Origin of the sequence: Thermococcus indicus, assembly GCF_006274605.1 — an archaeon.
GTDB lineage: Archaea > Methanobacteriota_B > Thermococci > Thermococcales > Thermococcaceae > Thermococcus > Thermococcus indicus.
In genome coordinates this window covers 145,242-171,430 of sequence record NZ_CP040846.1, presented here as the reverse complement: position 1 = coordinate 171,430, position 26,189 = coordinate 145,242, and the positions used below count along the sequence as shown (strand labels likewise).

26 protein-coding genes and 2 pseudogenes are annotated in these 26,189 nt (G+C 55.0%); 7 read left to right on the top strand and 21 right to left on the bottom strand.

What is annotated here, in order from left to right:
* Positions 1-33 precede the first annotated feature (33 nt).
* Positions 34-864 carry a carbohydrate kinase family protein gene (locus FH039_RS00935; protein WP_139679850.1) on the top strand — a complete coding sequence of 277 codons (831 nt, stop codon included), beginning with the start codon at positions 34-36 and terminating at the stop codon, positions 862-864.
* Here FH039_RS00935 and FH039_RS00930 read toward each other — a convergent pair.
* Genes FH039_RS00930 through FH039_RS00910 form a run of 5 tightly spaced genes read right to left on the bottom strand, consistent with a single transcriptional unit; the run spans position 861 to position 4,806 of the window.
* A complete protein-coding gene (locus tag FH039_RS00930) occupies positions 861-1,283 on the bottom strand; it encodes a hypothetical protein (RefSeq protein WP_139679849.1) in 423 nt (140 codons plus the stop codon). The two genes, FH039_RS00935 and FH039_RS00930, sit on opposite strands and share 4 nt — an antisense overlap.
* On the bottom strand, positions 1,280-2,584 hold the full coding sequence (locus FH039_RS00925) for a DUF58 domain-containing protein (RefSeq protein WP_139679848.1): 1,305 nt from the start codon (positions 2,582-2,584) through the stop codon (positions 1,280-1,282). The genes FH039_RS00930 and FH039_RS00925 overlap by 4 nt, the downstream gene beginning before the upstream one ends.
* 9 nt (positions 2,585-2,593) lie before the next feature.
* The gene (locus FH039_RS00920; RefSeq protein ID WP_139679847.1) at positions 2,594-3,547 is read right to left on the bottom strand and encodes an AAA family ATPase; all 954 of its coding nucleotides are present in this window, start codon (positions 3,545-3,547) and stop codon (positions 2,594-2,596) included.
* Entirely contained in the window at positions 3,516-3,968 is a 453-nt protein-coding gene (locus tag FH039_RS00915) for a hypothetical protein (protein ID WP_139679846.1), read from the bottom strand. The genes FH039_RS00920 and FH039_RS00915 overlap by 32 nt, the downstream gene beginning before the upstream one ends.
* Entirely contained in the window at positions 3,955-4,806 is an 852-nt protein-coding gene (locus FH039_RS00910; RefSeq protein WP_139679845.1) for a DUF4129 domain-containing protein, read from the bottom strand. The genes FH039_RS00915 and FH039_RS00910 overlap by 14 nt, the downstream gene beginning before the upstream one ends.
* A gap of 68 nt (positions 4,807-4,874) precedes the next feature.
* On the opposite strand from FH039_RS00910, the gene FH039_RS00905 reads away from it, so the two are divergent.
* Positions 4,875-5,369, top strand: coding sequence for a DUF2118 family protein (locus tag FH039_RS00905; protein WP_139679844.1), 495 nt, complete (start codon positions 4,875-4,877; stop codon positions 5,367-5,369).
* A 2-nt stretch (positions 5,370-5,371) separates the two neighbouring features.
* Here FH039_RS00905 and FH039_RS12095 read toward each other — a convergent pair whose 3' ends face one another.
* From FH039_RS12095 to FH039_RS00895, 3 genes are all read right to left on the bottom strand, one after another.
* On the bottom strand, positions 5,372-5,533 hold the full coding sequence (locus FH039_RS12095) for a hypothetical protein (RefSeq protein ID WP_168188347.1): 162 nt from the start codon (positions 5,531-5,533) through the stop codon (positions 5,372-5,374).
* Positions 5,534-5,537: 4 nt separating this feature from the next.
* Positions 5,538-6,848, bottom strand: a complete 1,311-nt coding sequence (locus tag FH039_RS00900) for an RNA-guided endonuclease InsQ/TnpB family protein (protein WP_139679843.1) — start codon at positions 6,846-6,848, stop codon at positions 5,538-5,540.
* A gap of 88 nt (positions 6,849-6,936) precedes the next feature.
* Complete coding sequence (locus FH039_RS00895; protein WP_139679842.1) at positions 6,937-7,140, bottom strand: hypothetical protein; 204 nt, start codon at positions 7,138-7,140, stop codon at positions 6,937-6,939.
* Between the two features lie 116 nt (positions 7,141-7,256).
* Between FH039_RS00895 and FH039_RS00890 the strand changes: the two genes are divergently transcribed.
* Positions 7,257-7,754, top strand: coding sequence for an FKBP-type peptidyl-prolyl cis-trans isomerase (locus FH039_RS00890; RefSeq protein ID WP_139679841.1), 498 nt, complete (start codon positions 7,257-7,259; stop codon positions 7,752-7,754).
* On the opposite strand, the gene FH039_RS00885 is transcribed toward FH039_RS00890, so the two are convergent.
* Genes FH039_RS00885 through FH039_RS00865 form a run of 5 tightly spaced genes read right to left on the bottom strand, consistent with a single transcriptional unit; the run spans position 7,722 to position 15,529 of the window.
* Complete coding sequence (locus FH039_RS00885; RefSeq protein WP_139679840.1) at positions 7,722-8,636, bottom strand: type II secretion system F family protein; 915 nt, start codon at positions 8,634-8,636, stop codon at positions 7,722-7,724. The genes FH039_RS00890 and FH039_RS00885 overlap by 33 nt on opposite strands.
* A gap of 5 nt (positions 8,637-8,641) precedes the next feature.
* On the bottom strand, positions 8,642-9,706 hold the full coding sequence (locus tag FH039_RS00880; RefSeq protein ID WP_139679839.1) for a type II secretion system F family protein: 1,065 nt from the start codon (positions 9,704-9,706) through the stop codon (positions 8,642-8,644).
* Between the two features lie 11 nt (positions 9,707-9,717).
* Positions 9,718-13,203, bottom strand: coding sequence for an ATPase, T2SS/T4P/T4SS family (locus tag FH039_RS00875; RefSeq protein ID WP_139681531.1), 3,486 nt, complete (start codon positions 13,201-13,203; stop codon positions 9,718-9,720).
* A gap of 6 nt (positions 13,204-13,209) precedes the next feature.
* Positions 13,210-14,067 (bottom strand): hypothetical protein, encoded by an 858-nt coding sequence (locus tag FH039_RS00870; protein ID WP_139679838.1) that lies wholly within the window; start codon positions 14,065-14,067, stop codon positions 13,210-13,212.
* Between the two features lie 4 nt (positions 14,068-14,071).
* Positions 14,072-15,529 carry a DUF515 domain-containing protein gene (locus FH039_RS00865; protein ID WP_240703236.1) on the bottom strand — a complete coding sequence of 486 codons (1,458 nt, stop codon included), beginning with the start codon at positions 15,527-15,529 and terminating at the stop codon, positions 14,072-14,074.
* Between the two features lie 62 nt (positions 15,530-15,591).
* Between FH039_RS00865 and FH039_RS00860 the strand changes: the two are divergent.
* Positions 15,592-15,738 (top strand): annotated as a pseudogene (locus tag FH039_RS00860) (TIGR04076 family protein); the annotation flags it as partial.
* Here the strand turns inward: FH039_RS00860 and FH039_RS00855 are convergent.
* Both FH039_RS00855 and FH039_RS12090 read right to left on the bottom strand, forming a co-directional pair.
* On the bottom strand, positions 15,730-16,776 hold the full coding sequence (locus tag FH039_RS00855; RefSeq protein ID WP_240703235.1) for a transposase: 1,047 nt from the start codon (positions 16,774-16,776) through the stop codon (positions 15,730-15,732). The pseudogene FH039_RS00860 and the gene FH039_RS00855 sit on opposite strands and share 9 nt — an antisense overlap.
* Entirely contained in the window at positions 16,773-16,943 is a 171-nt protein-coding gene (locus FH039_RS12090) for a hypothetical protein (protein ID WP_157065422.1), read from the bottom strand. The genes FH039_RS00855 and FH039_RS12090 overlap by 4 nt, the downstream gene beginning before the upstream one ends.
* A gap of 239 nt (positions 16,944-17,182) precedes the next feature.
* Between FH039_RS12090 and FH039_RS12295 the strand changes: the two are divergent.
* Both FH039_RS12295 and FH039_RS00845 read left to right on the top strand, forming a co-directional pair.
* Positions 17,183-17,371: pseudogene (locus tag FH039_RS12295) on the top strand (TIGR04076 family protein); the annotation flags it as partial.
* On the top strand, positions 17,328-18,401 hold the full coding sequence (locus FH039_RS00845) for a GTPase (RefSeq protein WP_139679836.1): 1,074 nt from the start codon (positions 17,328-17,330) through the stop codon (positions 18,399-18,401). The pseudogene FH039_RS12295 and the gene FH039_RS00845, both read left to right, overlap by 44 nt.
* Here FH039_RS00845 and FH039_RS00840 read toward each other — a convergent pair whose 3' ends face one another.
* Genes FH039_RS00840 through FH039_RS00830 form a run of 4 tightly spaced genes read right to left on the bottom strand, consistent with a single transcriptional unit; the run spans position 18,402 to position 22,417 of the window.
* Entirely contained in the window at positions 18,402-19,652 is a 1,251-nt protein-coding gene (locus FH039_RS00840; RefSeq protein ID WP_139679835.1) for an ABC transporter permease, read from the bottom strand. It abuts the gene before it with no gap.
* 1 nt (position 19,653) lies between these two features.
* Entirely contained in the window at positions 19,654-20,766 is a 1,113-nt protein-coding gene (locus tag FH039_RS00835) for an ABC transporter permease subunit (RefSeq protein WP_139679834.1), read from the bottom strand.
* A gap of 50 nt (positions 20,767-20,816) precedes the next feature.
* Positions 20,817-20,969 carry a hypothetical protein gene (locus tag FH039_RS12085; RefSeq protein ID WP_168188353.1) on the bottom strand — a complete coding sequence of 51 codons (153 nt, stop codon included), beginning with the start codon at positions 20,967-20,969 and terminating at the stop codon, positions 20,817-20,819.
* Positions 20,951-22,417 carry a radical SAM/SPASM domain-containing protein gene (locus FH039_RS00830; RefSeq protein WP_168188352.1) on the bottom strand — a complete coding sequence of 489 codons (1,467 nt, stop codon included), beginning with the start codon at positions 22,415-22,417 and terminating at the stop codon, positions 20,951-20,953. The genes FH039_RS12085 and FH039_RS00830 overlap by 19 nt, the downstream gene beginning before the upstream one ends.
* Before the next feature lie 218 nt (positions 22,418-22,635).
* Between FH039_RS00830 and trm14 the strand changes: the two genes are divergently transcribed.
* Positions 22,636-23,733 carry a tRNA (guanine(6)-N2)-methyltransferase gene (trm14, locus tag FH039_RS00825; protein ID WP_139679832.1) on the top strand — a complete coding sequence of 366 codons (1,098 nt, stop codon included), beginning with the start codon at positions 22,636-22,638 and terminating at the stop codon, positions 23,731-23,733.
* A gap of 26 nt (positions 23,734-23,759) precedes the next feature.
* On the opposite strand, the gene FH039_RS00820 is transcribed toward trm14, so the two are convergent.
* Together FH039_RS00820 and FH039_RS00815 are read right to left on the bottom strand one after the other, a co-directional pair.
* Positions 23,760-24,278, bottom strand: a complete 519-nt coding sequence (locus tag FH039_RS00820; protein ID WP_240703234.1) for a cell division protein — start codon at positions 24,276-24,278, stop codon at positions 23,760-23,762.
* A gap of 4 nt (positions 24,279-24,282) precedes the next feature.
* Entirely contained in the window at positions 24,283-26,034 is a 1,752-nt protein-coding gene (locus tag FH039_RS00815) for an OPT family oligopeptide transporter (RefSeq protein ID WP_139679831.1), read from the bottom strand.
* Between the last annotated feature and the right edge of the window lie 155 nt (positions 26,035-26,189).

The following is a 26,189-nucleotide window of genomic DNA, read 5'->3' as shown; positions in this document are numbered from 1 at the left end:
GACACAGTGTCCAGAATTAGATGGGGTGATAAAATGATCGAGCTCGTCGTCATAGGTCACGTCTCTATAGACACAATAGTCTTTCCCAACGGGAGAAGGGTGAACATGCCGGGCGGAGCGGCGGCCGCCGTGGCCACCTCCGCCGCCCTAGCCGGCGCAAAAGTGGGCCTCGTGACCAGGGTGGGGGAGGATTTTCCGGGAGAATGGCTCGAAAAGCTCTCCTCCGTCCTGGACGTGAGGGGCGTTCAAATCCTGCCCGGGAAGACAATTCACATCTACATGATCTACCACGAGGACGGGAGCGTGGACGCCCCGGTGGATATGGGTGTTGCGGTGAACATGGGTGAGACCCCGATTCCAGAGGAGTACCTGGCCGCGGGAATATTCCACATCGCCCCCATCCCCCCTGAGGAGCAGCTGAAGGCCCTGAAGAGGCTCGAGGGGAAGAGGATAAGCCTCGACTTCAACCCGACGTACATGGCCGACTACCGGGAGAAAACGGACCTCATGAGGGAAATCGTCTCGCGCGCCGAGGTGGTCTTCCCCAACGAGAGAGAAGCTCTCGTCATGACCCGCGCGGGGAGTGTCGAGGAGGCCGCGGCGGCTCTCCACGAATGGGGCGCCGGAATCGTGGTCGTGACCAGGGGCGAGAGGGGAGTTCTCCTCTACGACGGGGAGTTCAGGGAGTTTCCGGCGCTCCCCATAAATGAAAATGAAATCGTGGACCCCACAGGGGCCGGAGATGCATTCGCCGGCGGATTTCTGGCGGGTTACGCCAAAGGAGAGCCCATGGAGACCTGCGTAAAACTCGGACTGGAGCGGGCCAGGGAGGTGCTTAAGAAGAAGGGGAGCTGGAGCATCTAGTCCGTCGCCAGCCTGACGAAGACGTAGAGCACAACCAGCAGGACAGCGGCCAGGGCCGTGACCTCCAGCCTGGGCAGCAGTGGCGAGACCGAGGCCATCAGCAGGTAAGACGGAAGGGCCAGGCCAACCGCCGCCAGGAGGACGGCGTAGTGCTCCAGGGGAGCATTCTCCCTGTCGAGGTGACCCATCTCTATGGCCAGAAGGGCCAGAGCCATAACGGCCAGGCCGTAGAGACCGCCTGTCCTCGTGTAGATGAGGAACGCCCCCACGGAGACGAGGAAAAGGGAACCAATGAAGTACCACTGAACTCCCATCAGAGCTAAGGGAAGCAGGAGGAGAGTGCGGCGGTCGATCAGGGCGAGCAGAATAAAGAGCAGAACCAGGGGAGCAAGGGAGTAGAGCCTTCTTTTTATCCTCATACCTGAATCACCTCCGCTATCGCGGCCTTCAGCGGCTTCCTGACGTCCCAGTCGATTATCACGCCGTAGCCGGCCATCTTCCGCAAGACGGCTTTCCTCTGCAGGCCTAGCAGCTTTATTGCCAGCTCCTCCTCGCGGTTCTTCGGCTCAACTGCGGTGTACGGGTTCGGGCTGATGACGACGACGTTGTAACCGAAGGAGGCCATTATCCTGAGCGCTTCCCTGCTCTCCTCCGTAAGGAGTGGGGAGAAGTAGACCAGCTGTGCCCTCGGCGGGAAGTGGGAACGTATCAAGTGCTCAACCTGGTAGGCTATCATGTTGTTCCTGTCGGGCTTGGCCGTGCTGAGGAAGTCGATGCACTTGAAGAAGTGCCTCTTACCGTAGTCCGGGCGGACCCAGAGGGGAACCTCTTCAGCAAGAAGGAGGCCGAAGCTGGTTCCGCTGTTGAGGGCGTTGAGCATGAGCGAAGCGGCGGCGCGGACTAGGTTGTCAAAGACCAGCTCCCCGGTGTAGGAAGCATCGACGATGAATATCACGTCCACCTTGCGCTCGCTCTCGTACTCGTTGGCCATTATCCTCCCCGTTCTCGCGGTGGCCTTCCAGTTGATTATCTTGAGCGGATCCCCCGGCTGGTACTCCCTGATGGCGTGGAACTCCACGCCCTCGCCTACCCTGGGGCTCGGGAGGGAGCCGACGGTTATCTTGGTTCCCCTCGTGGAGTATGGCGTTGGAACGTCCTCTATTATGGGAACGCCTATGAGCTCGGTGTAGAGGTCGAACTTCTTCGTGAAGTGGAAGAAGCCGAAGGGGTCGCGGTAGCTCAGCTCGACCCAGTTGAACTCGTGGATTCCGCGCTTAACCCGAACGCGGTAGCGAAGTTCCTTCAGCTCGCCCTTTCTGAGTGACAGCACCCACTCGGTTCTCCCGTCTATCAGCTCGAGCCCCCCGGGGAGGTCCTCCCTCACCTTGAGGCTCGGAATTCTCTCGCCGGCCCTTATCCTGAGCACTATCTCCAGCTCGGTGCCCTCGAGGAAGCGGTTGTGGGGAATCACCCTCTCCAGCTCGACGTCCATCCTGGGCTTGAAGAAGAACACCGCGACGAAGACCAACCACAGGGCCGGCAGGAGGAGATAGACAAGCTCCCAGCGGAGCAGGAGGAAGGCGATGAGGACGAGAAGCCAGAGGGCCAGGAAAAGCTCTTCCGCCTTCTCGGTTGGAACCATTCTCCCCTCTGGCCCCGCACCTTCATCAGGCCCATTCCCGGGTTCAACGGGCGTTGGGGTTCTGGGAACCGGCTGCACCGTTTCACCTCACTCGAATTTAGGAACCGGAACACGCTCGAGGAGCTTCTCCATTATGCTCTCCTGGCTCACCTTGGTGTACCACAGCTCGCGCTTGAGGATGAGCCTGTGGCTCAGGGCCGGAACTGCCACGGCTTTGACGTCGTCCGGAATCACGTAGTCCCTGCCGTTGAGGGCTGCGTAGGCCCTGGAGAGCTTGAGCAGGGCCAGGCTTCCCCTTGGAGAGGCGCCTATCTCTATCTCCCTCTTGTCCTCCCGGGTGGCCGTCACGATGTCGGTTATGTACTCCAGTATGGCGTCGCTGACGTAGACCTCCTCGACCGTCCTCTGCATCTTGACTACTTCCTCCGCGCTCAGGACGGTACGAACGTCCGGTTCCTCCTTCTTCCTGGCCATTCTCCTGCGGAGTATCTCTATCTCCTCCGCCTTGGAGGGATAACCAACGCGAAGCCTGACGAGGAACCTGTCGAGCTGGGCCTCGGGGAGGGGGTAGGTTCCCTCCTGCTCTATCGGGTTCTGCGTGGCTATGACTATGAGCGGCCTGGGCAGTGAGTAGGTGTTCCCCTCAATCGTGGCCTGCCTCTCCTGCATGGCCTCGAGGAGCGCGCTCTGTGTCTTCGGCGGGGCGCGGTTGATCTCGTCCGCCAGGAGGACGTTCGTGAAGACCGGCCCCTTCCTGAACTCGAACTCTAGGGTCTTCTGGTTGAAGACGCTCACCCCAAGTATGTCGCTCGGGAGCAGGTCCGGCGTGAACTGGACGCGGGTGAACTGGACTCCCAGGGCCTTCGCGAAGCTCTTGGCCATCAGGGTCTTGGCCAGTCCTGGCAAATCTTCCAGCAGGACGTGGCCATCGGCGAGTATCGTGGTCAGGATAAGCCTCAGCACCTCGTCCTTTCCAACTATCGCTTTCTTGACCTCCTCAAGGACGGCGTTACCTTTCTCGTGTATCTCCTCCACTCTCATTCAGATCAGCCTCCACAATCTCAAGGGCCTTCTCAAGGTTGTCGAGGAAATCCCCCTCCGCACGGAGGGTCCTTACGGCCTCGTTCGGGTTCGTCAGGAGGGAGTGATATGTAGGGTTGTAGTCGTCGGACAGGGTGGCGTAGATTTCCACTATCTTCTCCTCCACCAGGGAGCGTGCAACCCGCCCAGTCCTGGCCTTCCGAAGGAGGGAAACGGTTCTGTCCACGTCGGTCTTCCTCTCGACCTTCACTCCGCGGCTTATCCTCTGCCTCGCCACCTTTATCTCGACACCGAACAGGAAGAACGCGAGCACCGCTCCAAGGAAAAGCACAGCGAGCCACCTGACCAGGTAGGAGCCGGCCAGCGTGGCCGCGAGCAGCAGGACGGAGCCAATAAACAGGAGGGCCTTATGAAGCCTCATCGACCGCACCTCTCATCTTCCTGTAAAGCTCGAGCGCCCTCTTCGCGTCCTCCCAGGTAACCTTCTCCGGGGCGTACTTTGCCTTCTCAAAGAGCCCCGTTATGCCCCTGAAGGGCTCCCTGAAAACCTGAACCCTCTCCGCGTGCTCCCGGTGGGTCCAGCTCTCCTGATAGGGAACGCCGAGTATCTCCAGCCAGAGGACGGCGTTCTTGTATATTCCAACGATCGCCTCTCGCGGGTCGCTGAACATATCCAGGCCCAGCTCCTCCACCTTCCTGTCAAAGAGTTCCGCCTTAAGCCTCATCTCCCTGAGCTTCCTCCTTCTGAGGGCCTCGCGGTAGTAGAGGACGGCGAAGTAAACGAGTCCCGCAAGAAAGAGAAGCGCCGCGCCGTAGAGGACGTAGCTCGAGGGGACCCCCGAGGGAGGGGCGGCTGAAACGGTGTCGTTGTGGTAAACGGGGGCGGGGGGAGTGGCAACACCGGCGGTCGTGTTGTTGAGGGAGCGGTTTAACGTGAGGTTGGAAGGCACATTAGCCGCGCGGGTTCTTTCCAGGTAGTAGAGTATCCCCGCCGTGCCTGCTATCGCGAACGCCCAGGCCATCAGGTAGGACCTGACGTTAACGGGATACTTTTTCTTGCCCGGCGAGAGGTCCCTCCAGCTCAGAAGAACGAGTAGGATGACCAGCAGGGACGCGACAACGATCGCAAGCAGCAGAACGCTGAAGGAGGAGGCCTCGCTCCGCTGAAGCCCGGAGTTTTTAACGCTGTACCCCATCATGAGGGTCATCAATGTGAAGAGCAGGGCGTAGAGTGCCGCGAATTTTACCCTGATGGACATTTTTATCAAAGGCCGTACGAAGGGCAGGTTTAAAAGCTTTTACCCCGAGGTAAACCTTGGGTGGTAGCATGGAGAAGATGCCGAGGCTCTACGTGGAGGCCCCCGCGGAGGAGTGCATCAAAGATGGAAAGGTCACCAGGGACTGTGTGATAATCCAGGGAAGCGTTGAGGTCTGGCTGAGAAAGGATGAAGGGGTTCCCGACTTCGTGGAGGCAGAGGGAGCGAAGTTCCTGGCGAAGGAGGTCTACGACAGGTTCTACCTCTACGTGGACGGAACGGAGGGAAGGATGCTCGTCGACGCTATACTGATCCTCCCCGACGGGAGAACCAGGATATACCTGAAGAAGGGCGACGAGCTGCTCATCCTCCCCGTGGAGGGCTATACAAAGACCATCATAGCCAACGTCGGCAACCGCGTGAGGAGGGGGGACGCCTTCGCGGCCGTGACGACGAAGAAAGGGGAAGTCCACTACCTAAAGCCGCCGAAGACCGGGACGGTGGTCTTCATAGACGAGATAACCAGCAGGCCCCACTACGTGTACTACATCCTGCCGGAGGAGTGACCTCACTCCCACCTCATCCCCGCCATCATGGCCTCTATGCTCGATTTGAGGGCCAGCTTTATGCCATCCAGGGTGTCCATCCCCTTAAGCGTCCGGGTGTTGTGGGCGCTGGTTATGATTATCGACCACTTCTGACCTCCTCCCCGCTTTAAGCTGGGTTTCAACGAATTAACCCCTCGCCATTGGCGGGGAGGTTTGAGGGGTCTCACTCAAACCCACTAAAAAGCGGGTTTTCAACCCCTCTGGCCCGGTCTTAGGCCAATTACCCCTCTCTTGGGCATACAAACCGCCCAAGTTTGGGGTTATAGTTTTCACAGCCTTCTTCAAAATGTTAAACGCCCCAACCAAGTCAGCATTGAAGATAAGTCCCGTTGCGGGACACTTAAATAATCCACGAACAAACCTCGCCCCTTCATGGGGCTTCCCGCAAACGGGGCAGGTTTTAGAAGTAAAAGCCTCATTCACGACCACAACCCGAATACCATACTCCCCCGCGACCTCAGTCAAGCGTTTAATCACGTAATTAAACCGCCACACGTGAGAGAGGAGGAAATTCTGCTTTTTGCCCTTATCAGAGCTCCTTGCAATGCCTTTAGGATAACCAACGACAATTCTGCTAACTCCCAAATCGTAGAGCTTCTTAACCGTCTGTCTAACGGCAGTATTGATGTAGTGCTTCGCCTGAAGTTTCGCTTTATCGTGCATTCTCTCTAGCTTCCTACTCGTCTTTGCCCCGCTTTTATTGAGTTTTGACTGGTACTCCGCAATCCTCCTCCGCCAGTAAAAATCAATACTCTTTAACGGTCTCCCATTCACGAGAAAACTTTCCCCGTTCTTCACGTAAACGGCCATGAGATTGTTTACTCCAAGGTCAATTCCCGCTGAGAGATTTCCCTTTGGCTGTCTTGGAACGCTCACCCATTCTCCGCCTTCAAGTTTTTCCTCGACAGTAAAGCTGATGTGAGCATACCACTTGCGTTTAACGTCATCGTAAGTTATTTCTAACCGCCCCTGCTTGCCTTTCAAGTGTATTCTACCCTTAAACCGGATTTCAAGGCGTTTGAATTTGCCAAGGCCTTTTAAAATAAGCGTATTCCCTTCAATCTTGTACTGGTCGTTTCTCAAAACGATTAAGGGTCTTCTTTTCCCGTCTTCTTTCAGGTAGTTTGGTGGTTTGGGTTTCATCCAAGAGGGGAGTTCGCCGTTTCGCTTCTTCCGAAGGAGTGAGAAGAAACTCCGCCAAGCTTCCGCATTTTTACGACATATTTGCTGGACTGTTGCAGAACCGATTTCCTGTTTAAATTCCTCGTAAACAGTCTTCTCAGTTGAATTGAAGTCCACGATTTGCTCTTTGAAGAATTGTTGCCTTCTCAGGTAGTTTACTCTGTTCCAGACTTTAGCTCCAAGGCCAGCTAACTCGGAGAGGATTTTTGCCTGCTCCTTTGAAGGTTGGAGTTTAAGCGTTACTGTTCGCTTCATTTCAAAGCATGGTATGGATTTTAGGCTTTAAAAGAGTATCCCTTTCCTGCTCAAAGGCTGGTTGGGTGGTTTACTGCATCCCCGTCCTTTAGGACGGGGCTTTCAAAAGAAAACTGTAAAGGTTCTCCTTGACCGGAACGCTCTGGAACATTGCGATGAACTTCTCTCCCCCCACCGAGACCTCGAGTATCTCCACGTCCGTCTCCCCCAGCTTCGTGGAGTAGACGTCCATAGCCTCGAGGTTTCCATATTCCTTACTCAGCATATCAGAAAGGTATCCCATGTCAATCACCGACATTATATAGTGCAACGTCCTTATATACCTGTCGAGCCTTCCGAAAGGGACACCAAAAGCGTTATAAGGCGCGGGAGTAACCCCCATTGAAGACAGTTTTGGAGTTGAAGGAAATGAAGATTGAAGCTGGAGATTTTGTGGTGTTCCACTACATAGGCAGGTTTGAGAACGGTGAAGTTTTTGACACGAGTTACGAGGATATCGCCAGGGAGAACGAGATATACGTCGAGGAGAGGGAGTACGGCCCGCTCGGCGTCAATGTCGGTGTCGGCGAGATCATCCCGGGCCTCGATGAGGCACTGATCGGGATGGAGATCGGTGAAAAGAAGACCGTCACGATTCCGCCGGAGAAGGCCTACGGTATGCCGAACCCGGAGCTGGTCATAGACGTTCCCCTCACCGAGTTCACCAACATAGGGATGGAACCGGTCGAGGGCATGTACGTCATGACCGACTCGGGGATAGCAAAGATAGCCAAGGTTGGGGAGGAGAGCGTCAGCCTCGACTTCAACCACCCTCTGGCAGGAAAGACCCTCGTGTTCGAGGTTGAGATAGTGGACATAGAAAAGGGGAAGGACTTAGAGTCCGAAGCCACCGCCGATGTTGAGTGACGAGACGCCCTGATAGACGACCACGCCCATGAGCATCAACATGAGGCTGTACTTAAGTCCAGCAGAGTACTTTCCTTCCCTTATTACCCCGATTCCAAGGCCGGAGATAAAGGCCTGAATGACAACGAAGCCCAGGAGTATCAGTTTGATTGTGTCCACCGGGAGGACCACCATGTCCGTCCCCATCGTCTCCATGACCTTATAAACGACCGCGAGTATCATGGGCCCTATGAATCCACTGGTGATTATGAAGAACATCATCTGCATTCCCGTGGAAGCCTTGCGCTCCTGTCTGATTCTGAGTATCTCTCTCACGTCGTTGCCGACGTAGACCAGAACATCGCTCATAGGGGCACCGCGCTCCAGGGCCTCAATGATAATCATCATCGACCTGTACAGGACCACCGATTTTCTGTTCCTGATTGCGAAGGCCCTGAGGGCATCGACTGTGGGACGGCCCTTCTTTATCTCCGCCACGGTCTTTCTGAACTCGTCGGTCAATGCCCCGAACTTGGCCGTGGTAAGCTCCTCAAGGGCCTCGGAAAAGGATATACCTGCCCTGAGGGAGCTTGCGAGGTAGAAGAACGCATCTGGGAGGTTCTTCTCCATCTCCTCAACACGCTTCATAACCTTCCAGTAGGGATACCCAAAGGCCATACCAAGGAAGAGGGCAATGAACGTGGCCACCGAGTAGACCCATGTGGACACCATCGCCACAAGGAGTGCACCGATAACACCGAACAGGACGGAGATAACCAGATACTCAACGGCAAGGAAGTTCAATCCCGCCGAATAAATGAATATCTCATAACGCTTCACCCACTTCTGGGGAAGGATTCGCTGAAACGCAGAGACAAGCAGGGACGTTACTCCACGGGGCATGGTAATCACCTGGGCTCTCCCTTCTTGATCATGTTGATAATTATGAACGACACCCCGGGGAACGCGAAGAGCAGTATCACCGCGAGGGCCTCCGGGGGCATGACGAGGTGCTTGGACATGATGGAACCTGCCAGAATACCCACGACGAACATAGTGGGCATGACTATGGTAAGGAACATGTAGACGAAGGAGATACCGTTGACTTTCTGGACGTACTCAACCAGCTTCATCCGGTACTCAAAGGAGAAATCCTCCGCCATTTTATAAAGTATCTCGGAGAGATTGCCGCCGAACTTGACCGCCCTCAGTATCTGCTTAACGACCCTGCTGACGCTTTCAGACGCCATCTTCTGCTCGAACTTCGTTAGGGCGTCTTCAAAGGAAGAACCCGTCCTCATCTCCATCAGTATGAACTCGAACTCCTCGGAGATCGGGCCGTAATCCGCCCTGGACACCGAGAGCATGGCCTCCGCGATACCGACACCGGCGCTGAGAAGGGAAGCCATGTGCCTGAGGGCGTAGGGGAGGGCGCGCTCCACCTCCACCACACGTCTCTTCCATACCATGCGGGGGTAGTGCCTCATGTACATGAATCCACCGATAAACCCAAGGACCGACAGCAGGACTATTATGTCGGGTGTCAGGTAGAGCAGATACCCAAACAGGGCTAAGAACACCGCGGAGAAGATAGCCACAAGAATCATGAGGGCAACGTATTTTTCCTTGGGCGTTGTCATGCTGGCACGGTAAAGGTCCTCATCCAGACCCCTGAGGGATTTGGTTAGGGACTCTATGGGACCCTTAAAGTAGCGCAGCATGGCATCCGCAAGTCTGTCAAAGAACGGGCGCTGTATTTCCTGCTTCCGCCACTCCAGGATTTCTTCAAGCTGTTTTTCTCTTTCATCCTCCCTCGTCTCAGTCTCCATCTCCTTCTGGAGCTGTTTCAGGGCTTTAAGTCTCTCCTGGACTGACCTGCCCTCGGGTATCCTTCTGACTGGCTTTTCAGCTACCTCAATAGTCTTCCCACCGAGTCGCTCGAGGAAGTTGACAACCGCATCGAATACCCCCATTGAAACCACCCTTAAATCAAAGTCCTTATCTGCCTGCTCGTCTCAGTGCTGCCCTCGGCTTCGATTTTCTTCAGGAGCGACTCCTCGTCTATGTAGAACTGCCTGATGTAGTAGCCAACCTTCTCGATGCTCCTGATGCCCCTCTCAATCATCCAGTCGAGGATTATCTTTCTCTTCTCCTTCTCCAGTTCCAGCTCGGAGACGCTCATTCCCGTGTGGTGGGCGAGGAGATTGAGGGTTCTGCTGGGGACGCCCGTCGATACGAGCTCGTCCTTAGCGGGATCGTACTTGTAGAGCTTGTTGAGCTGTATGCTCTCCCCCTCAACGCCGGATATCTCCGCTATCTCAGTAATGCGCCTTATGGTGCCCTTCTTTCTGCTGTGGAACCTGACCTGCATGATGATTATGTCCAGGGCAGGGAGCATGATCCTCGGAACGGACATGGGTGGACTCTCAAGGCGTATTATTGTCTCGCGGGCGCTGTTGGCGTGGATTGTACCCATACAGTTCGAAACAAGTATACCGTTGGCAACGTAGTTGTGGTCCTCCTCAACGGTAAGGTCGTAGAGGTACTCTATACCAAGCTCCGCCGGCTCGACCTCATCAACGCTCACGACCTCGTCCCAGTAGACGTCGCCCTCCGCTATGAGCTCAAGCCTCTTCGCCTGAACCCAGGCCTCGTCATCGTTTAAATCCCTCGCCACCTGCTGGAGGGCGAGGGCCATTCCCTTCAAAGCGGAGCGCCTTATCTCCTTCACCCTACCCTTCTCGACGTGGCGTATGAGGCTTTCTGAAACCTTCTCGCCGGCGTGGCTGGTGGCGAGCCTTGAAAGCTCGGAAACCCTGAGGTTAAGCCGCCTCCTTATGGGTTCAAGCATTGACGGCGAAATCGGAACGCGGTCGGTCCTCTTTCCGCGGTGCGGTCTGTACTTCCTGATGAGCTCCTCAAGCCTCGCCTTCTTCCTTGAGTGCCTGAGGGGAATCGAGCGGTTGAACCTGATGAGGTCGTCAACGCCCCTCACGGTGACCCTGAAGATTACGCCCTCCTTGTAGCCTTTGTTCCTCACGCGGGAGACCGTGCTTATTATCCCGAGCCTCTGAAGGGCGTACCAGACCTTCCTCGCGAGGTTCTCACTCTTCGTCGTGAGGATTACAGCCGGGCCGTTCTCGTCAACGTAGCCATCGGCATCGAAGAGGCCCGCTATGAAGTACCTCAAAAGCTCGTCGTTCGACAGCACCAAATCGGGCACGTCGAGGTTCTCCTTCCCGCCCTTTGGGATTCTGAATGCCCTGTGAAGGAACTCGGCGAATATCTTCGAGCCGTAGGTCACAACGGTGTAGCCCTCGTTTCTTTTGATTTCGGGCTCGCTCTCCGGCAGGAACTCCGACAGGGCCGAGATGAAGGCGTTCATGTAGGAGGAGTCGTCGAAGGTGGCCGAGACGTAGTAGCCGTTCGAGGAGATGTAGCCGTCGCCGATGATAACACCGAGAGCATAGGAGAGCTTCTCGTCCACCTCGCGGACAATCCTTACGGGTTTTGAGTTGACCGAAATCAAATATTGGGCTGTTTCAGGCGGAATTCCGTCGTTCGGAACCTTCACGAGGCCCTTTCCGTTGGGAACGAGGTAGTAGTCACTTATTCTCGCGTAAACCTCAGGACTTATGATGGCCTTCCTCTGCGGTGGCCTCGGCGGTTTCCTCATCACCGCGACCCTATCGCCGGGTTTCAGCTTCTCCGCCTCTTTTCTCACGACGTCGCCACCGGAGAAGACGAAGAACGGATGGGTCTTGGTGAGTATCACCTCGTTGCCTGTCCTCGTTCTCACGCGGATAAGCTTCTCCCCGGGCCTTACCTTTCTCCTCCAGACCCTTGAAACGATGTGCTTCCCGGCATTCAGGTCGGGGCCGACGCTGACTACCTCGAACCTGTCCTTCTCGTCGAGGACTATGTACTCCAAATCCTTGTAGGTTTCAACCCTGTCCGAGTACTTCTCGAAGAGTTCATCGATGAGGTCACCGATGAGCACGAACCTGCCGTCCGAGAGCTGTATGACCGAGAAGTCGTAGAGGGCCCCATTATGTCCCGTGTTCATCGCCGTGAACATTGTCCTTGCTTCGGGACCGCGAACCTCACCCACTATGATTCTATCCGGACGCATACGAAGGGTGTTCCTCACGAGATCGTCCATCGTTATCTCGCCCTTACCCTCAACGTTGGGCGGCCTTGTCTCAAGTCTTATCCAGTGCTCCACAGGAAGCTGGAGCTCTGCGGTGTCCTCTATGGTGATGACGCGCTCGCTAGGGGGAATGAACATCGCAAGCGAGTTGAGGGTGGTGGTCTTACCGGAACCGGTACCTCCAGCTACGAGGACGTTGGCTGGTTTAACCCCGAGACCATCAACAAATATCCAGAGGAGGGCCGCTATATCCGTGTTCATGGTACCGTATTTGATGAGGTCTATGATGGTTAGCGGGTCCTTCTTGAACTTACGGATGGTTATCGTCGGGCCGTCGAGGCTGATCGGCGGGATTGTCGCGTTCACACGGCTTCCATCGGGAAGGCGGGCATCGAGGAGGGGGCTCTGCTGGTCTATCCTCCTGCCGACCTCCCTGGCTATGCGCTCGATGATGTTCAGTATCTCCTTCTCCTCCTCAAACACGATGTTGGTCTTGCACATGTTGAAGCGCCTGTGCCAGACGTAAACCGGCCTGTTGGTTCCTATGACCATGACCTCCTCGAGGTTGTCGTCGCGGACGAGGGGATCGAGTTTGCCGTAGCCTATCATGACCTGAACTATCATATCGGCGAGTACCTCTATCCTGCCCTCCGAGAAGTGAGGGGCAGCAGCTTTCAGCATTTTCCTGATGGCGTTCATGAAGACCCTTCTCCGCTCCTCGGGATTTGGAAAGGCCGTGGGGTCTATCTGAAGCTCAGTTATTGCCCGCTCTTTTATGAGGCGGAGGAGTTCCTCCTCCTCTCTACTGAGTTTAGGGAGACGTATCTCATATATCGGGACGGGTTCCCCTTTAACCCGCAAAATGCGAACGTTACCATATGCATCGAGAACCTCTGCCTTTCCAACGTACTTTGTTTCTTCCGTGGAAGGAAACGTACCCAATATATCCTGGAGGGTTGATGAAGGCGGCACCGCCGGTTTTACCTTCGCCCTGGGCCTGGGTTCCTCCCTCGGCGGTGCCGTGGAAAAAATCTCTCCCAGAAGGTCCGCCCCGGTGGGGCGACTCTGGGCGGCTTCCTCCGGGGTGGAGGGCTTGCTGAGTATCTCCTGAAGGTCTATACCCCCACTTCCCGCAATGGGGAACGGGGCCTCTGGGGCCTCTTTTTCACCGGCCTTCTTCCTCTCAGGTTCTTTTTTTTCTTTTTCATCTTTAGCGGTCTCCCCACCAGAGCCCAGCATAGCCTCCAGCAGGTCATCCTCACCGTTCAGGATTTCATCTATCCATGAGGTGGGCTTTTTCTTCTTCTCGTCATCGAACACCAACTTTTACAGCCCCCCCGCGCTCCATTCAACACGGTAGGTTATCTCCACGCCGGTTCCCGTTGTGACGACCCACAGGGGCAACTCATAGGATTCATTCGACGGGAGAACCCGACCCGGCATTCCAACACTGACACCGGTAAGAAGCGTTGGAGTGAGCTGGAACATCCCCTGCGGCATCTGAACGCTGTTTTCTACGTTCACAGAGCGCCTCCCTGTTCCAGTGTATTCAAAAAGTGCGTCCACGTACTCGCTGTAGTCCATTGTGTAGTTCGGAGTGAAGTCGTACATCCTCCCATCAACGAACACAACGGGGACGGTAACGGCAAAGAACTTCTTGAACGTACCCGCATCCCCCGAGTACACGTTGAACTTAACGACTCCCCGGTACTCCAGAATACGGATGTGTCCATCGACGAGTGGGAACATTGAGAGCGCTGAGAGCTGGGATGGCGAGTTGACGAGAGGGGGCACAACAACACCGCAGCCGATGGAGGTACCATCGGTTCCCCCACACGTAACGGACGGGAGGGAGTATGACTCGGTTTTGGAGACCCTGACGTTTATCACAACGGTTTCGTACGGCATAATCCATATGCCAGGGTTGTAGTTAAGGTTCATCCCCTTATCTATGTAGAACCCGAGGTTCGTCTCGTTGTTTCCGCGCCGGTAAACGGTTATATTGTACGCGGGATTGAGAACCAGGAACTTGGGAAACGGTGCGGTGTTCACAAGGGTAACGTTAAGGTTTATTAGAACATCACCCTGGAGTGTGCCTGCGGCCTGCACCTGGTAGTGACCGGGCAGAGCCGCAAATAACGAAATGAAAAGTAAAAGAAATGCCGCGGGGCGTTTCACGGCCATCACCTCACGTTGATACCCTGACAAGGTAAAGGGAGTTCTGGTTGGCCAGCACGTCCGGGACGAATATCGAGGGAACCTTGACTATAACGAGCAGCTGGGTGTTGTGGTCAATAGCCTCCAATGACGTGTCCTTCTCGAGGTCAAGAACCTTCCATCCGTACGCGCTGAGCTGCTGCCTAACCTCCTCGCTGGCCTGTATCTTACCGGCGGCTATCGCTTTGAGTATCTCCGCCAGGTTCACGCTGTAGGAGTAGCTGCCGGACGAACTCTGACTCACCGACTGGCTGTTGGTGACGGAGTCACTCGCACTGCTGCTGTCGGATATCGAGGCTCCACCCGGGGAAGCGGATGAGGAGTGGCTCTCACTGTAGGTGGTCGATGAGGAAGTGGAGGAGGAACTTGACTGACTCTGGGACTCACTAACCGATATCGAACCCGACTGAACAGGCAGAAGGACAAGCTCAAAGTACCCGTCAACCGCCGTTGTGTTCTGACCCTGGATAAAAAGTTTTATTCTGTCACCCGGCGAAAGGAACGCACCGTTTATGTTCCTCTTGGGGAGGACAAGGGACATCTCCACCCACTCAACCTTCACGACGTTGTACTTCATGAGCTCTCTATAGTCCATGATGCCCCCCAGCACAGCCTTGGCATCGGCCTTGGTGACCATCTTCTTGGAGTCGCCGTACTCAAGTATCACATCCTGTCCGGGGAGGGCGTCGATGCGCCAGTAGTAGTAGTCCCTCCACACCTCCAGGAGGTACGGGTCGGCCTTTATGGAGTTGACCTCATCAACGCTTGTGGCGGACATGACGCGCTCCTTAAGGTCGTTCATGTACGTTACGGTTTTGGTGCGGATGTCATCCGGGAGGGGCATCGAGAGAAGTGGCTGGAACTCAAGCTCAAGGAGTTTTAATTTCTGCTCCTTTGTCCTGTTCAGCTGCCTCTCCAGCTCCAGCCTGTGAAGTTCATCGATACACGAATTGTACTCACGCAACGCAATATCGTAGTTCCCCTTAACGTCAATGGCATTGAGCTCATCAACGGATTTGGCGTGAAGTATCTGGTTGAGGAGCTGGGATTTGATAGCGTTGGCTTTGGGGGAGCAGTTGGTATTGTTGAATATGTCGGGCTTGAAGTACAGGTTAACCTCGGCCAGCTTTTTGTTTCTGGCGTTGGTAAGTTCCTCGGTGGCACGGTTCTGGAGATAAACGTAGGCGCCAACCGACGTTAGAATCAGCACGATTATCACGATAGAAACTCCTATCAGGATCCGCTTCCTCCTCTCCTTCTCGCGGATACTACCCACCGAGCGCGGTCTGCGGGAAGGTTTTTTAGCAGGGACGGGTTTGGGGGCCACAGGGGGCTCTGGTTCGGCGCTGGCTTTACCCAGCTCCCTCAAACGGCGAATCTTCGCCTCGATATCCTCGGACACGTTGAGCACCACCATCAACGTTATCATAACAGTTTCTCATGCCGGATAGTTTTTTGAACTTCAATCTTTATTTAGGTTTCGGTGAGTGTATGGAGCGGTTAGAGATTCGCGTAATAGAAATCCGGGGAAAATGTCCCGTTTTTCACGTTGGGGACAGGATAGTGGTTGAGGGGCCCAGGGTGAACCTGGAAGAAACGGACGCAATATGCACCCATGCATTCGCATCGCTACTGCCTACCAGAACTGTTCTTTTTTCGAGAGTGTTCGTGAGTTTTTAGGGAAATAACTCCCCACCACCCAACCACAAACGCTGACGCAGAATGAACGTCCAAACCCAACCATTGAGCAATTTCACGCCCCAACTTCGAAGAACCAGCAGGATTAACCAGATAAACGTTAAAACCCCTCTTTAACGCCATAACAACACCATGCTCAAGAAGTTCCTTCTTCGCAAAATTCGACGCCTTACGATTCCCCCGTCTCGAACTTGTAGCTTTCCCATTCTTTCTCTTAATCCTTCCCAAATCCTCAAAGAACACGACTCTGACACCATGATAAAACACATAATCCAGAAGGCGAGCGAGAGCATTCAACCTCAAATCCCTCGCCTTCTTCCTCGGAAACCCCGGAGAATTAACCTCTGGAAAGTGCTTAACCCTAACGTCCCGAATAATACCATCTCCGTCGAGAATAACCATATTCACCCTGTCCGAGTTCAAATCAAAACCAGCGTAAAGTCTTCCGTTGGTTGTTCTTCTGTAGCGTCCCAGATAAACCTCAAAGGGCACCTGAACGTGCAGGTAAACTTTCCCATTCCGTAAGACAACCTGAGCACCGTATTTAAACTTTTGAGCGTCCAGAAGAACTGGAAGAAACTTCTCGGTGGTTTTCATCTTAAAGTTCAGCCATTCACCGTTCGAGCGGATTCTAACCTTCAACCCCTCAATCCTCACGTTCCGGTTTCCCTTCTCATTTTCCTTTGGTTTGCTAATAAGGAACTTTGATTTCAGGTGAATGTGCCTTGGATTTCCACCGTTTTGTTTTGCTCCCTTGAGGAGCATTTTCGCATAATCCCACGCACTGTCAGAATACCACCAGTTGTTGAGAATCAACCGAGAAACTTCCCTCACGCCTTCGCTCTTTTTAATGCCCCTGAGCTGGAGTCTTATTGCGAGTTCGACGGCCCTTTTGAATTTTTCAGTCAGGAGAGCGAGTTTCAGGTAGTCTTCCTGTCCCACTGGTTCGAGTTTTGTTTTGATTGTGATGTAGTTCACTTCTGCTCGGCGGATTTTTCGTGTTTTTCGAGCCATAATTCAATAGCCTCCGTTATGGCCATTCCGAGGGCTCCTTTTTTGACCCCGTAAACGTCGAGGATTTTCTTTCGGAATTTAACTTCCAGCTCGTCCGGAATTTTCACGGTTATGACTCCCATTGTATTCACCGAAATTCTTAAATACCTGCTTACTTAAATAGTTTTTGGTTGTGAGGCCAGCCCGGTGAAGTCGATGAGCGAGGCGAGGTGGAGGGCTGGTTGAGCCCTGCGGGTGTTCGGGCGACCCGTTCCGCCGTAGTGAACTGGAAGAGAAGGAGAGTGGGCGGGACGGTCTAAGTCCGGGCACTCACAGTAACTCGGGGGATGAATCTCCACGTGAGCACACAAAAACTCACGTAGAGAAGACCCCATACATAGTTGCGCTGCGAAAGGGTATTAAGCCGAGTGAACTAGGCCTGGGCACGGGTGAGAAGGCATACGTTCAGTGCCTCGACCCGGGGCCACCGTACACGGACGGCGGCACCGCAATCTTTGAGATAACGGTGGTGAGAGATGAAGGCGAGAAAGGCGTGGAGAGTGGTGAGGGAGGTAGTTGACGAGGCCGACGTTATCGTCGAGGTCGTCGATGCCCGTGACCCCATAGGAACAAGGAACCGAAAGCTTGAGAGGCTCATCCTGGATGAGGGCAAGCCGCTCCTCATAGTCATGAACAAGGCGGACCTGGTACCAAAAGAATGGGCCGAGGAGTACAAGAGAAAGAGCGAGATACCGGTGGTTTTCATCTCCGCCCGCGAGAGGAAGGGAACCGGAATACTGAGGAGGGAGATAAAGAGGCTCGCCAGGCCGCTCTTGGACGAGGGAGAAAAGGTTAAGGTGGCCCTCATCGGCTATCCCAACGTCGGCAAGAGCACGATAATCAACACCCTGAAGGGAAAGAAAGCCGTCGGAACCGCCCCGATTCCCGGCTACACAAAGGGTAAACAGCTGATAAAGCTGAGCAAAAAGATATGGCTCTTAGATTCACCGGGCGTCATCCCGATAGACGACTTCGATGAGCTGGTCATCAAGGGAGGCTTCCCAGCGGACAAGATAGACGAGCCCGTCAAACCGGCGCTCAAACTCATCAGGCGTATTCTGGATACGAGGAAAGAAGCCCTCACCGAGAAGTTTGGCATCGAGGAGTTTGAGGGCGAGGAGGAAATCCTCAGGAGGATAGGAGAAAAAAGGGGCCTCATAAAGGCCGGCGGTGAGGTCGATCTGGAGGAGACGGCAAGGTGGTTCCTCAGGGAGTGGCAGACCGGCCGTTTTACGCTCTTCGGAAAGGAGGAGAGAAGGGAAGAGGAATTTATCCGGGACTTCGAGGAAATCCTCGACGGAGTTGAGCGGGAACTCCTCCTGGACCCGAGGAGGGTACTCTGGAGGTACGGTGACGAGCTGAGGAAGAAGCTCGACAACAGAAAGAGGGTCGGGATAAGGGAGATAGAGGGCTTCACCGTGGGAATAGCTACGGGCTTCAAGAAGTGCGACGGCGGAACGAAGCTCCTGGAGCGGCTGACCGGCAAGCACGTCCTGGCGAGCGAGTGCTTCGGCAAGAAGTGGAAGGGCGTGGTGGCTATACTGGAGTAGCTAACCGGAGCCGGAGGAGACGAAAGCCAGACCGGCACTCAGAACCGCCATGGCGAGGCCGGGAGCCACTATCCACCACCAGTAGCCCCCGTAGAGCGCCCCCTGGTTCATGGCCTCTATCATGAACGACCCCCAGTTTGTGCCCGGAATCAGGCCGAAGAACCCGAACACCGAAACCAGCGCCACTATCCTGGCCAGGAGTATGGTGGAGTACCTGAGGGAGAACTCCCCGACCGGCGGGAGTATGTGCCTCCTCAGGACCCAGAGCGTGCCGGCGCCCATGCTCACCGCGGCTTTGACGTACTCGTTCACCTTCTCCCTTATCGTCATCATTCTAACCGTCTTGGCGAACTTCCCGAGGGTGAGGAGGGCAACGAGGAACATGAAGAGGACGGGGTTTATCCTGACCTGCTGGCCGTAGCCCTGGGTGGAGAACAGCCAGACGAGGACGACCAGAATTGGGAGCATCGGCAAAGCGACGAGAACCTCCAGGAGGAACGTTATGAACTCACCAAGGGCACCGCCAACGTAGCCCGAGATGAGACCTATAAGAACCCCCAGGACCACTATTATCACCGTGGTGAAGAATGCAAGGTAGAGGGTGTTGTTCATTCCCTTGACGAAGCCGACCCACATGTCCCTGCCGTAGGAGTCCGTGCCGAGGAAACCGTAGCAGGTTCCGAGGATTTCAACGGAGGGCGTGGCGTTTCCAGCTATGCGAACCTCAAAGACGTACTCCCCGTTGAGAGTTGCCATACTTCCGTCGCGGGAGAACAGTAGTTGGGTGGCGGAGAAGAGAACGTACCCAGCTTCGCTGAGATTGAGAACGCCGGAAAGCGAAGAAACAACTCCCGTGCGCATGTTGGTGTTGAGGCTGAGGTTGCTCGAGGTCGCTATACCGCCGTAGAGGGGCACTCTAATCCCGTCCGGCCTCAGAACGCTTATCTCAACCTCCTCACCGTAGGGGAGGCCGTAGAACCTGACGTCGCTCGGTTTGTCGTGGTAGGCATGTTCGTAGGAAAACCTGTAAACTGAGGAACCGTTCTCCTCAACGAGCGACGGCTCCAGGAAGACCGTGGGAGTTCTGTCGCCGAATAGGGCGAACCACGAGGGATATGCCATTCGCGGGTTGTCCTTCCAGTAGTTAAGATTCTCCCAGTTGGCAATGTCCTCATCGCTCACGCCCGCGTTCGAGAAGGCCACGAAGAGCGCGAAGATTACGAGTATCGCCACTCCAGCTTTCCGTCCCATTTCAGCTCACCCTCGGATCGAGCAGTCCCTTGGTCAGTTCGAGCAGGAGGGAGAAGAGGAACGTTATGGTGGCTATCGACAGCGTTACGACGAAGAAGAGGCGGTAGTCGAAGCGCACCACCACGCCTATGGCCGGGACTATGGTCCTGACGAAGCTGGCCCTTAGGAGGGTTCCAAGACCGCCGAGGCCGAAGAGGACGTCGATGACTATGTAATCCGTGAACATCTCCACGAACTTCTGGACCGTGAAAGAACTCAGGACGATGGAAACGTTCCGGAGGACGTGCTTCCTGTATATCAGCCCCTCGGGAAGGCCCTTGGCCCTCTCGGTGAGGACGTAGGGCTTTCCAAGTTCGTTCCTCACCTCGTGGGCCACCGTGACCACGAACTCCCAGACGTAGACGAAGACCAGCGTGGAAACCGGGAGGATGAGGTGCCAGAGGATGTCGATGAAGTCCCCAAAGCCCTCCTTTGGTGGAGTGCTCCTCAGGCCGGCTATCGGAAAAACCCCCAGCTCGACCGCGAAGACCGCTATCAGAACCGCACCAATCCACCAGGAGGGAAGACCGTTGAAGAAGCGCGCCAGGCCCTCAACCGTTCCAAGGAACCTACCGTTCGCCAGCCTGAAGCCAAGGAAGAGACCCAGGAGAAGGGTCAAGACCATGGCCAGCCCCATGACGGCGAGGGTCACCTTTATGACGTGGGCGAAGTCGTACTTGGGGTTCTCGCGGTAGTAGTCAAAGCTCTTCCTGAGGAGGTCTATCCCCATGAGGAGAAGGTTGTCGGTTCGAATACCTCCAGATTCTTTCAGGAGACGATAGTAATACTCACCATCACTACCAGAGAACATGAACTCTTCGAGATTCATAGTATTAGAGTTAGACCCGGCGATGAGCTTGTAATAGTACTCCTCCACGGTCAATCCCTCACTAGTGGCATTTCTCTCGAGCTCCGAGTAAAGATACGGATTAAAGCTCTGAATGTTAAGAACAGCCTCATGAACATGATCCCACATAATTTTATTGGAAGTGGCGCCTGCCACTATAACAATGACAAGAAGAACACTCAAGTATATGGCCACCAATCTGGAGACAGTTCTTACTGGAACTCCCATCTAATCCCCCCGCAACCTCTGAAAAATTTAAAATGTGAAAACTCACAAAGTCAGACGGAAGTCACCTCAGGTCCATAGCATATGTCCTCCGGCCACCAGCACTCCCAGTCCTCCGGGAACGGGCAGCCGCCCTGGTCAAGAACTCCGCAGGGCCCGATCCAGATCTTGGTCTTGTCTCCGGGGTTCACGACCTCGAACTCCATACTTCACCCACCTCCTTTTTAATTTTTGACTCATCGGCCGAAGCCTCGCTCACCCCGGAAGGGGGTGAGTAGTAATCAAGTGATTTCAACATCTTCTCGAAAATCACAGGGTGATTTCTCTTAACCTTGACGTAAAGCCACATGGAAAGCCGTATAAGCTCTCTAATGAACTCGCAGTAATAGGGATCAGGTTTGTGAATGTCCCCAGAATACATGTAGTTTATGTAGTAACAGCCTCCCCTGCACAATGGATAGGCCCAGCAGTGGTTGCACGGTTCCCTCGGAGGATTGCGAAGTATCTTTTGTATCACCTCTGAATCAACATTGACACCCGATCTAACGTCTCCCACGACGAACTCGTCCATTCCCACGAACCTCTGACATGGGTAAAGCTTTCCGTCCGAGGATACACCAAAAAGTTTCCTGCCAGCGCCGCAAGGATAGACAAGGGAACGCCTTGAGGCGAGGATCGTGAAGTACTTCCTGAAGTGGGAGTACCTAAACATCTCCGTCTCCTCGATGTGCTCGAGTTCGTACTCGGCAATGAGCTTCAGTTGTTCCTTCAGTGGTGAGACTATCTCGCGGAAACTATCTGAGCCGATAGATGCGGGCTCAATGTGAACACTCCTAACGCCGTTTTCCACAAAAAATCTAAAAATTTCAAAATACCTGTCAATCTGCTCCGGAAGTATCGTTGCCCTCACAGTCACAGGAACACCACTGGTAAGCAGGAGCCGGAGGTTTTTCATTACAACGTCAAACGTTGGATCCCCAGTTTTCGTGGGCCTGTTGTGATTCTGTATCTCCCTGGGTCCGTCCATGCTGAGAACGACGTTAAAGCGGAATCTTTTGAAGAAATCCACAACAGAAGGCGTTATCAAGTAACCGTTTGTGGTGATGCTGAAATTAACGGTCTTCCCCCGGGAAGCTGCCCTCCGCGAAAGAGTCTCGGCAATGTATCTGAGCATGCGGAAGTTCAGGAGAGGCTCACCCCCGAAGAAACCAACTGACAGTTTGGATGACCCCCTGGAAAGCAAAAACTCAATTATGCCATCTGCATCATTTTCATCACGTATCATAAACAGCGGAATCCCGTGCTGCTGCTCATAACAATACACGCATTTAAAGTTACACGCACTCGTCAGGTAGAGGGCAACGGAAGTTGGAACAACCTCGGACGATTTAGAGTCCACGCTCAAGTAAGGAGGAACCGCGCTTAAGGCCTTCAGGCCTTCTATCACCCGGTCCACATCTTGAGGGCTGATTTCAGGGTGTTTTTTCAAGAACTCACTAACGCCCTCTTCGACTCCGCGCTTTCTGATGGAATCAAGCAGTTCATAGCTCTCAGCATCTAGCCGGATAAGGTGGAGCGTCTTTGGCGAGAACAGAATGTACTCATCGAGTACCTTGTCAAGATATAATGAACTAACAAATCCATCGCCGCCCATACACATTCACCGCGTATGGTTCTGTAACATCACAAACTTATAAGAGTTACGTTGATTGAAATTAACAGTTCGATAAATGAACTTTTGACTAGTAGATAAAATGTCGTAACATACAATGGAATAAAATCATTTTGATACTCAATAACCAAGTTATATGAAAGTGCATGGAGGCATTAACCAAACAAAGCTTAAAAGAGGGGACCTGGACATTCGTTATCATGAGGCTCCTGCTCACCACTTCACAGGGAATCGAGGATCTTGCAAAGGCCGAGGTCGAGAACCTGCTCTCGGGCCTTGGAGTTCCGTTTCGTGTGGAGGAGAAGCCACTTGGCGTTGAGGGGAGAATTCTCGCTGAAGTCGGCGAAGCCCTCTACACCGACGAGAAGGGAAGGAAGAGGGAGCTGAGCGTTTCAACCTATCTTAACGAGCGCTCAAGGCTCCTTCACAGAGTAATAGTCGAGATAGCGAGCGAGCGCTTTGAGGGGATCGGGGAAGAGGAACCCGACCTTGCCCTCAGGAGGATAGAGGAGTTCGTCTCGGAACTTCCAGTGGAAAGGTACGTCAAGGTGAGCGAACCCTTTGCGGTGCGCTCCTTCAGGAAGGGCGAACACAAGATAACGAGCCTCGACATATCAAAGACCGTTGGAAAAGCTATATTCGAGAGGCTTGAGCGCTTCGGAAAGCCAAAGGTCAACCTCGACCATCCGGCGGTCATATTCCGGGCGGAGCTGGTTGGGGAGGTTTTCTTCCTCGGAATAGACACAACCGGAGACAGCTCCCTTCACAAGAGGCCGTGGCGCGTTTACGACCACCCAGCCCACCTCAAGGCCAGCATAGCCAACGCACTGATTGAGCTGGCAAAACCGGACGGCGGCCCATTCATCGACCCATTCTGTGGGAGCGGTACGATTCCTATAGAACTGGCCCTGAGGGGCTACGATGGACGGATAGTCGGCCTGGAGAAGTATAGAAAGCACCTGATTGGGGCAAAAATGAACGCCCTCTCCGCAGGAGTCCTGGAGCGGATAGAATTCATACTCGGCGACGCCACCAAGCTGAGCGAATACGTCGAGAGGGTGGACTTCGCGGTGAGCAACCTTCCCTACGGCCTTAAAATAGGCAGAAAGAGCATGATCCCCGGGCTTTACTCGGCTTTCTTCCAGGAGCTCTCAAAGGTTCTCGAAAAGCGCGGTGTATTTATAACGACGGAGAAGAGGGCGATAGAGAAGGCGATGACCGAGAACGGCTTCGAGATCAAGCACCACCGCCTCATCGGCCACGGCGGGCTCATGGTACACACCTACGTAATAGAATAGCCAGAGGAGAAGAAAAGAAAGAGAGCTCAGACCTTCAGCGCCTTGACTGCGCTGAGGGTCTCCTTGAGGTCGTCGTAGCTGTAGCGGAGGTATCTCCTTCCCTCGTTTTCATAGCCGTCGGCGAAGGCGCTCCAGGCCCTGTTGAGGGCCCTCTCGCCCCTGCTGAAGACGCTCATGATGGTTCCGTAGGTCATGAGGCCCTCTATCCTGAGGGGCTGCGCCTTCTCGGCGAACTCATCGAGCTCCTCGAGGATTCCGGTGAGTTCTTCAACGGCCTTCTCGCGCGGGGCGTCCATTATCCTCTCGATCCTGCCAAGGGCATCGGTGAGGAGCCTCTCAAGCTCCCTGACGCCTCCGGTTCCACTCTGGGCCGCCCTGTGGAGCTCCTCCTTCGCACCCTGGCGCCTGAGGAAGATGCCCGCCCCCATGACGGCCAGGGAAGCGGCCAAGCCGCCCCACATGGGCGGTATCCTGGCGGCGGTTATCGCGCCGGCAACGAGGCCTACCGTGAGCAGGACGTTTCCAACGAGCTTCTTCATTTCCATCACCTCACGGGTGGAGCACTCCCATAACGGTCAGGACCGCGAAGAGGAGCGTCATTGCCGCCTCTCCGACCATGAGTCCGGCCGCGACCGGGAGCACCTTCTCGGTTATGAACTCGTTGCCCTTCTTCCTCTTGGCTATCTCGTGGACGATACAGCCGAGTCCGTAGGGCAGGATGTAGAGCATCGGCAGGTACATCGACAGGCCGACGAGGACTCCGAGTCCCGGTATTCCGCTCATGGAGAGGGCGAAGCCGAGGATTCCTCCCGCGATGAACTTGTCAACCGGGACGTTGCCGCCGAGGATGGCATCGACCATGGACTTGAGGGCCATGGCCTGCGGCGCCGGGACCATCTCGTTTCCGATGCCGTAGGCCTTCCATATGAGGCCAACGACGGTGAGGGCTATTATCGGCCCTATCCAGGCGGTGAGGAGCTCAACCTTCTGCTGCCTGGAGGGAATACCGCCAACGAGGTGGCCGGTCTTGAGGTCCTGCATCATGTCGGCGGCGCCGGAGATGGCGACACCGACGGTGGCTCCGAGGAGTATGGTCAGCGGCACCTGCTTGCCGGTGAGGTAGAGGAGTATCATGACCGACACGAGGGAGAGACCGGAAACCGGGCTCCAGTCGGTCATTCCGGTGGACATGGCGACGAGCAGTGAGGCGACGAATATCCAGGCGACGCCGACGAGGGCAGTTAGCAGACTCCTGCCGATGCCGAGGTTGCCCAGCTGGTAGGTGGTGACGAGGAGCAGCAGGAAGGCGAGGGTTATTCCGGCGTAGAGGTACTTTATCGGGAGCTCCTCGTTCCTTCCGGTTCCGAGCTTGCTCGCGTTGGCTATGCTCCTGAGGGCGACTATGATGACGGGCATCGAGAGTATCAGCCCGGCTATCGAGCCGCCGAGGAGCATACCAATGCCGAGCGGCCTGGTCATGTTGGCGTAGACGAAACCGCTGATTGCTCCGCCGGTGACGTCGCTCGGGAGCCAGCCGAGGGTCTTAACTATGGGTGTGATGATGTAGTAGGAGAGTATTCCACCGGCGAGGACTATGAGACCGTTCCTTCCGGTGATGAGGCCCATTCCGAAGACCATCAGCGAGAGGGCCATGGCAAGGCTGACCCACTCGGGGAGGTGGAGTATGGCTCCAAGGTCGATGTACTCGGGGATTATCTCCGGGAGGCCGAGCACCGGGAACTGCTGGACCAGATAGACGGCCGCGCTGACGGCCATGCCGAGGAAGAGCAGCCTGGCCTTCTCGATTCCGCTTCCCGGGGTCTTGAGGACGGTGGCAACGGCCGTTCCGGTCGGGAAGCGAAGCCTGTCAATCTCGATCATCTGCTTCCTCAGCGGGATTATGAAGGTGATTCCCAGTATCGCTCCGGCCGCGGTGGCGAGGAAGAAGTAGGTCGTGTTTATCTCCTGGTGCAGGCCCATGATGTAGAGCGCCGGGATGGTGAAGATGACTCCCGAAACGGAGATGTTGACGGCAGAGGCTATGGTCTGGACGATGTTGTTCTCGACGACGGTTCCCTTCTTGAGGATTCCCCTGAGGACTCCCCATCCGACGATGGCAGCTATGGCTGAACCGCCGGAGGTGAAGCCCATTATCATTCCCGCGTAGGTGAAGCTGGCGGCCATGAAGGCGCCCCAGATGACACCCAGTATTATAGCGGCGGGCGTCACTTCGCGGTAGGTCTCGTCCGAATCCTTACGCTTCCAGCTCGCTTCTCCAACCTTCCAGTTGGCATCGGCCATCTCCCAACCTCCTGTACAGTTATGAGCATTCATGTCCACGTTCTTTAGGAATGTGCATTCCTTGGAGATTGGCCTGTTCCAAAATATAAAGTTTTTCAGCCCTGTAAAAGTCAAGAACGTGGATTTAAAACCAGAAACGGGTTAAAAAAGACCTT